The 12,296-nt window shown below is 68.6% G+C and carries 9 protein-coding genes and 1 tRNA gene; 3 read left to right on the top strand and 7 right to left on the bottom strand.

Features of this window, described 5'->3' with window-relative positions; all coding sequences use genetic code 11:
* Positions 1-6 precede the first annotated feature (6 nt).
* The 6 genes from ASG40_RS21790 to ASG40_RS12115 form a co-directional block, all read right to left on the bottom strand.
* A complete protein-coding gene (locus ASG40_RS21790; protein WP_200944258.1) occupies positions 7-480 on the bottom strand; it encodes a hypothetical protein in 474 nt (157 codons plus the stop codon).
* Between the two features lie 96 nt (positions 481-576).
* Complete coding sequence (gene lon, locus ASG40_RS12135; RefSeq protein WP_055885806.1) at positions 577-3,000, bottom strand: endopeptidase La; 2,424 nt, start codon at positions 2,998-3,000, stop codon at positions 577-579.
* 253 nt (positions 3,001-3,253) lie between these two features.
* Positions 3,254-4,525, bottom strand: a complete 1,272-nt coding sequence (gene clpX / locus ASG40_RS12130) for an ATP-dependent Clp protease ATP-binding subunit ClpX (protein ID WP_055885803.1) — start codon at positions 4,523-4,525, stop codon at positions 3,254-3,256.
* Between the two features lie 197 nt (positions 4,526-4,722).
* Positions 4,723-5,349 carry an ATP-dependent Clp protease proteolytic subunit gene (locus ASG40_RS12125; protein WP_055885801.1) on the bottom strand — a complete coding sequence of 209 codons (627 nt, stop codon included), beginning with the start codon at positions 5,347-5,349 and terminating at the stop codon, positions 4,723-4,725.
* A gap of 135 nt (positions 5,350-5,484) precedes the next feature.
* Positions 5,485-6,882, bottom strand: a complete 1,398-nt coding sequence (tig, locus tag ASG40_RS12120; RefSeq protein WP_055885798.1) for a trigger factor — start codon at positions 6,880-6,882, stop codon at positions 5,485-5,487.
* 175 nt (positions 6,883-7,057) lie between these two features.
* Positions 7,058-7,143 (bottom strand) — tRNA-Leu (locus ASG40_RS12115).
* Positions 7,144-7,316: 173 nt separating this feature from the next.
* On the opposite strand from ASG40_RS12115, the gene ASG40_RS12110 reads away from it, so the two are divergent.
* Together ASG40_RS12110 and ASG40_RS22415 are read left to right on the top strand one after the other, a co-directional pair.
* On the top strand, positions 7,317-8,759 hold the full coding sequence (locus ASG40_RS12110; RefSeq protein WP_055885795.1) for a multicopper oxidase family protein: 1,443 nt from the start codon (positions 7,317-7,319) through the stop codon (positions 8,757-8,759).
* 62 nt (positions 8,760-8,821) lie between these two features.
* Positions 8,822-9,820, top strand: a complete 999-nt coding sequence (locus ASG40_RS22415; RefSeq protein WP_274533831.1) for a collagen-like protein — start codon at positions 8,822-8,824, stop codon at positions 9,818-9,820.
* On the opposite strand, the gene ASG40_RS12100 is transcribed toward ASG40_RS22415, so the two are convergent.
* Complete coding sequence (locus ASG40_RS12100; protein WP_055886395.1) at positions 9,815-11,056, bottom strand: TIGR03862 family flavoprotein; 1,242 nt, start codon at positions 11,054-11,056, stop codon at positions 9,815-9,817. The two genes, ASG40_RS22415 and ASG40_RS12100, sit on opposite strands and share 6 nt — an antisense overlap.
* 216 nt (positions 11,057-11,272) lie before the next feature.
* Here ASG40_RS12100 and ASG40_RS12095 point away from each other — a divergent pair, with 216 nt between their 5' ends.
* Positions 11,273-12,292, top strand: a complete 1,020-nt coding sequence (locus ASG40_RS12095) for a TerC family protein (RefSeq protein ID WP_055885792.1) — start codon at positions 11,273-11,275, stop codon at positions 12,290-12,292.
* Positions 12,293-12,296: the final 4 nt, after the last annotated feature.

Raw genomic sequence — 12,296 nt, 5'->3', positions numbered from 1 at the left:
CGTCCGTCAGGACTGGGCCGCGTTCCCGAGGGTCTCCAGCTCCGGGAACGGCTCCGTCCGGTGCCCTTCGCAGACCTCGACCTCGTCCTCGACCACCTTCAGCACGCCGCCCTCGTCGCGAATCACGACCTTGGGGCGCTCGCCGTTATCGAAGCTGCGGCCCTTCATCCGGCTCGACACGCAATAGAGCGTACGCCCGCCGTCCTCGAACGGGCCGGAGAGGCGGCTCTTTTCGAAGCGAACGGGAATGACGGAGATCGCCCCGAAATCGGTCTGGCGCAGGGCCAGCGCCGCCACGCGCTCGCGCAGGGTCGCGGTCGGCGAGGGCGGTGGCGGCCCCGTCCCGCTGCAGGCGGACACAAAGAGACCCAGCGTGATCGGCACATGTCGCAAACGCCATCGGGACCGCATCGAAACCTCGCCGCTTGGCGGACGACGATAGCGGTACGCCCGCTTTGCGGGAATACGAATCGACGACACAACCGCGTTCCTTCTTTGGAAATCGGAGTGCCATAAGAAAACGGCGGCCCCCGTGGGAGCCGCCGCTATCACCGTCCCGTCGATAATCGCGGCGTGTCAGTGCGCCACCACGATCGCCCCGTCGTCGTCCGCCACCACCGGCTTGACCGCCGGCAACGGCTCGTCCCACTCGATCGCCTCGGGCACACGCACCAGGGCGTGCTTGAGCACCTGATCCATCCGCGAGACCGGGATGATCTCCAGCCCGTTCTTCACGCTGTCGGGCACCTCGGCGATGTCCTTGGCGTTCTCCTCGGGGATCAGCACCGTCTTGATGCCGCCGCGGAGAGCCGCGAGCAGCTTCTCCTTGAGGCCGCCGATCGGCAGCACCCGACCGCGCAGGGTCACTTCACCCGTCATCGCCACGTCGCGGCGCACGGCGATCCCCGTCATCGTCGAGATGATGGCGGTGGCCATGCCGATACCGGCAGAGGGACCGTCCTTCGGGGTCGCCCCCTCGGGAACGTGGACGTGGATGTCGCGACGGTCGAACAGCGGCGGCTCGATGCCGAAGTCGACGGCCCGCGAGCGGACGTAGCTCGCCGCGGCCGAGATCGACTCCTTCATCACGTCGCGCAGGTTCCCTGTCACCGTCATCTTGCCCTTGCCGGGCATCATGACGCCTTCGATCGTCAGCAGTTCGCCGCCGACCTCGGTCCAGGCCAGACCGGTCACCAGACCGACCTGATCCTCCTCGTCGATCTCGCCGTAGCGGAACTTCGGAGGACCGAGGAACACCGGCAGGGTCTCCTCGGTGACGGCCACGGCCTTCACCTTGGTGATCAGGATTTCCTTGACCGCCTTGCGGATCAGGTTCGACAGCTCGCGCTCGAGGTTGCGCACGCCGGCTTCGCGGGTGTAGCGGCGAATCAGCATCAGGAGCGATGCGTCGTCGATCTGCCATTCCTTGACGTCGAGGCCGTGCTTCTTGAGCGCGCTCGGGATCAGGTGCTTGCGCCCGATCTCGACCTTTTCCTCCTCGGTGTAGCCGGCGATACGGATCACCTCCATGCGGTCCATCAAGGGCGCAGGGATGTTGAGCGTATTGGCCGTCGTCACGAACATGACGTTCGAGAGATCGTAGTCGACCTCCAGGTAGTGGTCGTTGAAGGTCGAGTTCTGCTCGGGGTCCAGGACTTCGAGCAAAGCCGCCGACGGATCACCACGGAAGTCCATGCCCATCTTGTCGATCTCGTCGAGCAGGATGAGGGGGTTGGAGGTCTTGGCCTTGCGCATCGACTGCACGATCTTGCCGGGCATCGAACCGATGTAGGTCCGGCGGTGACCGCGGATCTCGGCCTCGTCGCGCACGCCGCCCAAGGACATCCGCACGAACTCACGGCCGGTCGCCTTGGCGATCGACTTGCCGAGCGAGGTCTTGCCCACGCCGGGTGGGCCGACAAGGCAGAGGATCGGGCCGGTGAGCTTGTTGGCCCGCTGCTGCACGGCCAGGTACTCGACGATCCGCTCCTTGACCTTGTCGAGGCCGAAGTGGTCGTTGTCGAGCATGCCCTGGGCGCCGAGCAGGTCCTTCTTGATCTTGGACCGCTTGCCCCACGGGATGCCGAGCATCCAGTCGAGGTAGTTGCGCACCACCGTCGCCTCGGCCGACATCGGCGACATCTGGCGCAGCTTCTTCAGCTCGGCCACCGCCTTCTCGCGGGCTTCCTTGGTGAACTTGGTCTTCTCGATCTTGTCCTCGAGCTCGGCGAGCTCGTCGCGACCGTCCTCGTCGCCGAGCTCCTTCTGGATCGCCTTCATCTGCTCGTTGAGGTAGTACTCGCGCTGGGTCTTCTCCATCTGCCGCTTGACGCGGGTCCGGATGCGCTTCTCCACCTGCAGAACCGAGATCTCGCTCTCCATCAGCGACAGCACGCGCTCTAGGCGCTGCGCCACCGTCGGGATCTCGAGGATCGCCTGCTTGTCGGCGATCTTGACGGCCAGATGCGAGCCGACGGTGTCGGCGAGCTTCGAGGGCTCGTCGATCTGCGTCACGGCCGAGACGACCTCAGGCGAGATCTTCTTGTTGAGCTTCACGTAGTTCTCGAACTCCGAGATCACGGAGCGGGCCAGGGCCTCTGCCTCGACGCGATCGCCGAGCTCGTCGGTCAATGTCTCGGCCTCCGCCTCGTAATAGGCGTCCGACTTGCTGAAGCGGGTGATCTGGGCGCGTCCGGCGCCCTCGACCAGCACCTTCACGGTGCCGTCGGGCAGCTTGAGAAGCTGGAGCACGCTGGCCAGGGTTCCGATCTTGTAGATCGCGTCGGTGGCCGGATCGTCGTCGCTGGCGTTGATCTGCGTGGCGAGCAGGATGTGGCGATCGGTGCGAACCGCCTCCTCCAGGGCACGGATCGACTTCTCGCGGCCGACGAAGAGCGGCACGATCATATGCGGGAATACGACGATGTCTCGCAGGGGCAGGACGGCATAGGTGCCCGTCGATCCCGGGACCACCGGCTGGCGCGATTTCGATTGGGTCATAAAGGACTTCCTCATGATTGACGCCGGGCAGCCGCCTCTCAATGAGGAGCAAGCAACCTGCCAGGGGCCGACCGGGCCGCGAGGGGGTCGGAAGCAACGGAGACGATGCGGCTGGCGGCGCGGCACCGGACCCCAGACAGTGGGCGTGCGGCCATCGCGCTAGCCTTCAAATGGTCCCTGCGGCGAGGGTCTTCAAGCGGCCCGCCAGCCTGCCGGCCCCTCATGCGACAAGGGGGCCGGCTCGGGATCGCCCTCAGGCGCTGACGCTGGCGGGCACGTCCTTGTTGCGGTCACCGTGGATGTAGAGCGGGCGAGACTTGCCCTCCACCACCTCGGGGCCGATCACCACCTGCTCCACGGAATCGAGGCCGGGCAGGTCATACATCGTCTCGAGCAGAATGGTCTCCAGGATCGAGCGCAGGCCGCGCGCACCGGTCTTCCGCTCGATCGCCTTGCGGGCGACCATGGAGAGGGCCTCGTCCTGGAAGGTCAGGTCGACGTTCTCCATCTCGAACAGGCGCTGGTACTGCTTCACGAGCGCGTTCTTGGGCTCCTGCAGGATGCGCTTGAGGGCGACCTCGTCGAGGTCCTCCAGCGTCGCCAGCACCGGCAGACGACCCACGAACTCGGGGATCAGGCCGAACTTCAGCAGGTCCTCGGGCTCGACATTCCGGAAGATCTCGCCGGTCCGGCGGTCGTCAGGGGCCTGCACGGTCGCGCCGAAGCCGATCGAGGTGCCCTTGCCGCGCGCCGAGATGATGCGCTCCAGCCCGGCGAAGGCGCCGCCGCAGATGAAGAGGATGTTGGTGGTGTCGACCTGCAGGAACTCCTGCTGCGGGTGCTTGCGGCCGCCCTGCGGAGGCACGGAGGCGACGGTGCCCTCCATGATCTTCAGGAGGGCCTGCTGCACGCCCTCGCCGGACACGTCGCGGGTGATCGAGGGGTTGTCTGACTTGCGGCTGATCTTGTCGATCTCGTCGATGTAGACGATGCCGCGCTGCGCCCGCTCGACGTTGTAGTCGGACGCCTGGAGCAGCTTCAGGATGATGTTCTCGACGTCCTCACCGACGTAGCCGGCCTCGGTCAGCGTCGTCGCGTCCGCCATCGTGAAGGGCACGTCGAGGATGCGGGCGAGCGTCTGGGCGAGCAGCGTCTTGCCGGAGCCGGTGGGCCCGATCAGCATGATGTTGGACTTGGCCAGCTCGACGTCGTTGTGCTTCGAGGCGTGGGCGAGGCGCTTGTAGTGGTTGTGCACCGCGACCGAGAGCACCTTCTTGGCGAAATCCTGGCCGATGACGTAGTCGTCGAGGACGCGGCGGATCTCCTTGGGCGTCGGCACGCCGTCGCGCGACTTCACGAGAGAGGACTTCGACTCCTCGCGAATGATGTCCATGCACAGTTCGACACACTCGTCGCAGATGAACACCGTCGGGCCCGCGATCAGCTTGCGGACCTCGTGCTGGCTCTTGCCGCAAAACGAGCAGTACAGCGTGCTCTTCGAGTCGTTGCCGCCAGTCTTGCTCATATCGGTCTCCGATGTGCGGACATGCGGCCAGCCTCCGGCACGCACGGTTCGCTCAGATGTAATGGCATCCGCCTAAAGAAACAGTCACCTGCGCGCTTCTGACGAGAACGTCCCGGCGAGGAGATGCAAGCACGCTGCCGCGGCAGGATCAAGGCGGACCCGCCCGTTCCCGTCGCGGCAAAGGATTACGCCCGGCGTCAGGCGGCGGCCGGCTCGGGACGCTTCTGGATGACCTCGTCGATGAGGCCGAACTCCTTGGCCGCGTCGGCGGTCATGAAGTTGTCGCGCTCCAGCGCCGTCACGATGGTGTCGTAGTCGCGCCCGGTGTGCTTCACATAGATCTCGTTCAGGCGCTTCTTGAGCGCCTCGATCTCGCGGGCGTGAATCAGGATGTCGGTGGCCTGGCCCTGGAAGCCGCCGGAAGGCTGGTGGACCATGATCCGGGCGTTGGGCAGGGCGAAGCGGTGCCCGGGGGCGCCGGCGGTGAGCAGGAGCGAGCCCATGGAGGCGGCCTGGCCGACGCACAGCGTCGTCACCGGGCAGCGGATGAACTGCATCGTGTCGTAGATCGAGAGGCCCGAGGTCACCACGCCGCCGGGCGAGTTGATGTAGAAGGAGATCTCCTTCTTGGGGTTCTCGGCCTCGAGGAACAGCAACTGGGCGACGATGAGCGATGCGCCGTAATCTTCCACCGGGCCGGTGAGGAAGATGATCCGCTCGCGCAGGAGCCGCGAGTAGATGTCGAACGCCCGCTCGCCGCGGCTCGACTGCTCCACCACCATGGGCACGAGCGCGCTGTTATAATAGTCGACCGGATCTCTCATCATCGTGCCCAGGCTCCCAGGGGAATCCGGCCGCGAACCCACTCGCGGACCGGACGTGCAGCGAACAACGGCGACCGTTATGGGCGCCTCAGTTAAAAAATCCGCCCGCAGCCCCTTCGGAGGAGAGCGTCGGGCTCAGTCGGCCTTGTCGGAGGCCGGGGCGGGCTCGGCCTTGCCGTCCGCCTTGTCCTCGTCCTCGTCGGCGAACAGCGTCTCCTTCGAGACGGGCTCCTCGACGAGTTGGACCTGGGCGAGGACATGGTCGACGACCTTCTCCTCGAACAGCGGCGCGCGAAGCTCGGCGAGCGCCTGTGCGTTCTTCCGATAGAAGTCCCAGACCTGCTGCTCCTGCCCCGGGTATTGCCGGATGCGCGCGATCAGGGCCTGGTTCACCTCCTCGTCCGTCACCTTGATATCGGCCGTCTCGCCGACCTGCGCAAGCACCAAGCCGAGACGGACGCGGCGCTCGGCGATGCGGCGGTATTCCGCGGTCGCCTTCTCCTCGGTGGTGCCCTCGTCCTCGAAGGTCTTACCGCGGGTCTTGAGATCCTGCTCGACCTGGGCCCAGACGGCGGCGAACTCCTGGTGGACGAGGCTCGGCGGCAGGTCGAAGCTGTACTTGCCGTCCAGCGCGTCGAGGAGCTCCTTCTTCAGCTTGCGCCGGGACTGCGCCTCGAAGTCGCTGCCGATGGCGGCGGAGATCGCCTCGCGGAGCTTCTCGAGGGAATCCATGCCGAAGCCCTTGGCGAACGCGTCGTCGAGGGTGACCTCGCCGGGCGCCTGGATGGCGGTGACGGTGACGTCGAACTCGGCGTCCTTCCCGGCCAGGTGCTCGGCGGCGTACTCGGCCGGGAACGAAGCCTTCACGAGCCGCGCCTCGCCGACGGTGGCGCCCACGAGCTGGTCCTCGAAGCCGGGGATGAACTGGCCGGAGCCGAGCTCGAGATCGACGCCCTCGCCGGTGCCGCCCTCGAAGGGGGTGCCGTCGATGCGGCCGACGAAGTCGATGGTGACGCGGTCGCCGGTGGCGGCGGCCTCACCCTCGGCTTTCGGGCTGAACGGCCGGCCCTGGCTCGCCATGCGGCCGATCGCCTCGTCGACCTCGGCCTCGGAAGGCGTGACCACGAGCTTCTTCAGGCTGACGTCGGAGAGGTCGGCGAGCTCGAAGCTCGGCAGCACTTCCAGCGCCACGTTGAAGGCGATGTCGCCCTTGGCGTCGAGGGCTCGCTCCACCACCGACTGCTCGCCGGGGAACTCGATCTTGGGCTCCAGCGCCAGCTTGAGGTTGTTGTCGGTGACGATCCGCTGGTTGGCCTCGTTGACCGCGTTCTGCAGCACGTCGGCCATCACCGAGCGCCCGTAGAGCTTGCGCAGGTGCGCCACGGGCACCTTGCCGGGGCGGAAGCCCTTGATCTGGGCCTTGTCCTTGAGCGTGGACAACTCGCTGTTCAGGCGATCCTCGAGCTCGTGGGCCGCGAAGAGAACCTGAAACTCGCGCTTCAAGCCCTGGGACAGTGTCTCGGTCACCTGCATGGTCGTCTTTCCGCTGTCGTCCGTGTGATCACGCGAATGGGTCTCGCCCGGCCTCGCCCCCGAACACGGGTCGCGGCGGCCGACGACAGCGAGAAACGCACGGGCCGGTGGTACGACAGTTACGGCAGGCCGGGCCGGCCATCGCTATGAGCCATTCCGTTCCCGACGGCGGGGCTGGTGCGGGCGGAGGGGCTCGAACCCCCACGACTCATCGTCACTGGAACCTAAATCCAGCGCGTCTACCAGTTCCGCCACGCCCGCAAGCGTCCACGCCCGGCGCGCATCCCGCCGCCAGAGCGCGGCTCTATAGCACGCACGATCCGGCCCGCAGCAAAAAACTTGCAGGCCCCAGGGCCCCGTGCGCCGGCCGTTTGGCGGATCGCGCCGACGCCGTCTACAAGCCAGCCGCATCGCAGACGAGGCCGCGAGGACCCATGCCAGAGAATCGACCCGGCCCGTCCACCGTCGCCGCCCCGTGCGGTCCCTCGCGGCGCGCGGTGCTCGGGGCCGGCGCCCTGGGAGCGGGGCTGGCCGTGTTTCCCTCGGTGGGCGGCGCGCAGCCCGCGACGCCTGCACCCGAGCCGCGCAACCTCGTACCCGGCGCCCTCAAGGCCCGTCTCAAGCCGGAACCGGCACCCGAGACCGCCCTGTGGGCCTTCGACGGCAAGGCGGCACCGCCGGTGGTGAGGACGCGGCATGGCGAGCCCGTGCGCCTGAAGGTCGAGAACCGGACCAACAAGCCGCTCTCGCTCCATTGGCACGGCGTGCGCAACCGCAACGCCATGGACGGCGTCGGCGGGGTGACGCAGCCGCCGATCGCACCGGGCGCTGACTTCACCTACGCCTTCACGCCCCCCGACGCCGGCACCTTCCTGATGCGGCCCCTCGTGGTCGGCGGATCGAGCGAGCCGTCGGGGCGGGGCCTCGCCGGAATGCTGATCGTCGAGGAGAAGGTCCTGCCCCCGGTCGACCGCGACATCCCCCTGCTGATGCAGGACTGGCGGCTCGACGACCAGGCCGCCCTGCTGGCCTTCGGCCAGACGCCCTTCGCCGCCGCCTCCGGGCGCCTGGGCAACCTCGTCACCGTCAACGGCCGCCCGACGCCCGAGGCGATCGAGGCGCCGCCCAATGCTCGGCTGCGCCTGCGGCTGGCCAACGCCTGCAACGCCCGTGCGACCCGCATCCGCTTCGACGGGCTCAAGGTCTACGTCGTGGCCGTCGACGGCCAGCCCACCGACACCTTCGAGCCCCTGCGCGCGACGCTGCCGTTCGGCCCCGGGACCCGCTACGACCTGCTGGTCGACCTCCCGAGTTCGGCTGTCAGCGGCGCGATCACGGCGCTGATCGGGGAAGGCCTGGCGCTCGCCAGCATCACCACCAGGGGCGAGCCGGTCGCCGGAAACCGCTCTCCGATCGGACCGGTGGGCGTCAACACCCTGCTACCGGCCGAGGTGAAGCTGCAGAACGCGGTGCGGCGCGACATCGCGATCACCGGCGGCGCCAGGATCGACAAGGCCAAGCCCGAGGTCGAGCCGAGCTATTCCGGCGATCCGGCCCGGATCTGGGCGATGAACGGCGTCAGCGGCGCAGCGGGCCAGCCGCCGCTGTTCACCGTCAAGCGCGGTCAGGTGGTGGTCCTGGCCATCAAGAACGAGACGGCCTTCACGCAGGGCCTGCACCTGCACGGCCACGCCTTCCGCCTGCTGCACAACCTCGACGACGGCTGGGAGCCCTATTGGCTCGACACGTTCCAGCTGCCGGAAGGCCGCACCGCCCGCATCGCCTTCCTCGCCGACAATCCCGGGCGCTGGCTGATCAGCGCGGCGGTGCTGGAGCGCTTCGACACCGGGTTGTGGACGTCGTTCGAGGTGGCCTGACGATCGGGACAGGGACGCCGGCCACCGTTAGATCGGGCGATCACGAGGCTTGACCGTTCCGGATGCCCGACGCCAATGTCCGCCTGCCGCGCCGGGACGCGGCGGTGGCCGGAAACAGATCCATGCGTCTCGACGGCGTCGCTTTCCTCCTGGCGGCCATGGTGCTGGCGGGACCGGTCGCATCGGTGCCGGCCGCCGCGCAGCTGGCGATCCAGGTCCTGCCCGGCGAGACGGCGGCTCCCGCGGAGCCGTCCGACGGCCCGTCTGCGGGGACACCGGGTGCGCGGTCGGCGCCGAAAGCGTCGAAGCCGCGGGCCAAGCGACCGCCTGAGCCGAGCCAGCCGATCACGATCTACGAGGCACGCATCGAGGCTGGCGACCTGCGGATCTCGGGGAGCCTGCGCAAGGGCGGTCTCGTCGTGGTGCTCGACGACGACATCTCGGTGATCGCCGACAAGCGCGGGCGCTTCTCGTTCCGGCTGCCCTATCTGCCGCCCAACTGCGTCGCCACGCTGAAGGCGGGCGAGGACGAGCGCGAGGCGGTGGTGGCCAATTGCGGCTCATCGGGACCGCAGGGGGTCGCGGGTGTGGCCGGTGCTCCGGGGGCGAACGGGGAAGCCGGCGTCAAAGGTGAAACGGGTCCGAAGGGCGATCCGGGTCCGAAGGGCGATCCGGGTCCTGGCGGCGAGCCCGGCGCGAAGGGCGAGGCCGGACCGCAAGGACCGCCCGGTCCCAAGGGCGAACGGGGCGAGCCCGGTCCGCAGGGGCCCGCCGGGCCGCAGGGCGTGGCGGGGACGGCCGGGGCCGACGGTGCGGCGGGGCAGGCGGGTGCGGCCGCCGTCGTGGCCACACCGGTCCCATCGGCGAGCGCGTTCCGGCTCCTGAGGCTCGAGAGCTGCCCGGTGGGCGGCTGCGAGATAACCTGCGAGACCGCGGAGGTCCTGGTTTCGGCCTATTGCCTCAAGGCGCGCAGCCCGACCTTCATGCAGAGCGGCGGGGCGCCGAGCGCCGCCTGTCCCGCCGACAGCCAGGGCATGATCGGGATCTGCGCACGCCTATGACGGGGGCCTGACCGCCTCTTCGCCGAGCCAGGCGAGAAGCCCTTGGGCCGCGGCGCGCCCGGTGGCGAAGGCGGCCTGGAGCAGGTAGCCACCGGTGGGCGCCTCCCAATCCAGCATTTCGCCGGCCACGAAGGTGCCGGGCCGGGCGGTGAGCATGAACCGGTCGTCGAGGCCGGCGAAGGCGACGCCCCCGGCGGTGGAGATCGCCTTCTCGATCGGTTGCGGGGCGCGCAGGCGGACGGGCACCGCCTTGACGAGGGCGGCGAGCGGCACCGGGTCGTCGGGCAGCGTGCGGCCGGCGGCCTCGTAGACGAGCGCCGTCGCCACAGGGCTCAGGCCCGCGGCCTTGCGCAGGGTGGTGGACCGGGACTGCCCGGATTTCGCGGCGCCGAGCCGTTCGACCAAGGTCCGATGGGCGAGGTCCGGCCGTAGGTCGAGGTGGATCACGGCCTCGCCGCGCGCGGCGATCGCCTCCCGGATCGGGCGCGAGAGCGCGTAGACCGCCCCGCCCTCGATGCCGTCGGCGGTCACCACCGCCTCGCCGCGCACGGTGGTGTCGCCAAAGCGCAGGGCGATGCGCTTCAGGGGCTCGCCGGCGAAGCGGCTACGCAGGTGCTCGGACCATGCCACCGTGAAACCGACGTTGGCCGGCTTCAGGGGTGAGACGGGCACGCCGTGGCCTTCGAGGAGCCGGACCCAGGCGCCGTCCGAGCCGAGGCGAGGCCAGCTCGCGCCGCCCAGCGCCAGCAGTACCGGCCCCGAATGCCGCGTCACCGGTCCGTCGGGGGTCTCGAAGGCGGCACCGCCGGCGTCGGACCAGCCGACGAAGCGATGGCGGGCCCGGATCCGCACCCCGAGGCCGTTGAGGCGGGCGAGCCAGGCCCGCAGCAGCGGCGAGGCCTTGAAGCTCTCGGGGAACACCCGGCCGCTCGAACCGACGAAGGTCGGCTGGCCGAGGTCGTGGCACCAGGCCCGCAGCGCGTCGGCTGGGAAACCCTCGACCGCCCGGACGAGGCCGGCCGGTGCCGGCCGGTAGCGGGCGAGGAAATCCGTCAGCGGCTCGGAATGGGTGAGGTTGAGGCCGCCGCGCCCGGCGATCAGGAACTTGCGGCCCACCGACGGCATCCGGTCGTAGACCGTCACGGGGTGGCCGGCCCCAGCCAGCACCTCGGCGGCGAAGAGACCGGCGGGGCCGGCCCCGATGACGGCGATATCGGTCGGCGGCACGTCTTGCATGCCCATGCGGAGCCGCATCGGCACCCGTCCTGTCAAGGAGAACCGCAAGGCTCCCGGAGAACCGCAAGGCTCCCGGACACCCTTGATTCCGCCGACAGGCCTTCCCAAGTCCGCGACATCGGCTGCGGGCCCCTCTGGCGGAGCGCGTTTTCATGCCTCCGTGATGTCGGAGCCGATGCTTTCCTCTCCCTTGAAAAGCATCGATGGTGCCTGCGCATGCCCGAATTTCTCTTCGTCGAATGGCTCGGCAAGCCGATCTGGATGTGGCTCGGCTTCCACGCGGTCGTGGTCACGCTGCTCGCCTTCGACCTCGGCGTTCTCCACAAGGACAAGAACCACGTCATCGAGGTGCGTGAGAGCCTGCTGCTCACGGCCTTCTACTTCGGCCTCGGGCTCGCCTTCGGCGGATGGGTCTGGTGGTATTTTGGCGGGCAGACGGCACAGGAATACGTGACCGGCCTCGTCGTCGAGAAGTCGCTGTCCATGGACAACGTCTTCGTCATCGCGGTGATCCTGACCTCGCTCGGCATCCCGCGGGCGGCCCAGCACCGCGTCCTCGTCTGGGGCATCCTCGGCGCCCTCGTGATGCGCGGGCTGATGATCGGGCTCGGCGCCGCCCTGGTGCACCAGGCGGCCTGGATCCTCACGGTGTTCGCGGCCTTCCTGATCTTCGTGGGCGTGAAGATGCTCGTCTCGAAGGAGGAGACCGAGGCCGTCGACATCAACGACAACCGCGCCGTCAAGGTGCTGCGGCGCTTCTTCCGGATCACCCCCGAGTTGCACGGCCAGCAATTCGTCGTGAAGAAGCCCGATCCCGAGACCGGCAAGATGGTGCGCTGGCTGACGCCGCTGGCGCTCGGCCTCGTCCTCGTCAACCTCGCCGACGTGATCTTCGCGGTGGACAGCGTGCCGGCGATCTTCGCGATCACCACCGACACCTTCGTGGTCTACACCTCGAACATCTTCGCGATCCTGGGGCTGCGCGCGCTCTATTTCGCGCTCGCCGCGATGGTGGACCGCTTCGCCTACCTCAAGACGGCGCTCGCCTTCATCCTGATCTTCATCGGCCTCAAGATCGTGGTGGCGGATACCTTCGACCTCGTCCACCTGCCGCCGTGGGTGTCGCTGCTCGTCACCGTGACGCTGCTGACCGGCGGCATCGTCTACAGCCTGTGGCGGACGAGGGGCGGCGCGCAGGACGGAGACGAGGTCGCCTCGTCGGCGCGGGCTCGCTGAGGGT

The organism is Methylobacterium sp. Leaf399 (assembly GCF_001424525.1).
Lineage (GTDB): Bacteria > Pseudomonadota > Alphaproteobacteria > Rhizobiales > Beijerinckiaceae > Methylobacterium.
This window is presented reverse-complemented; position numbering and strand designations above follow the sequence as displayed.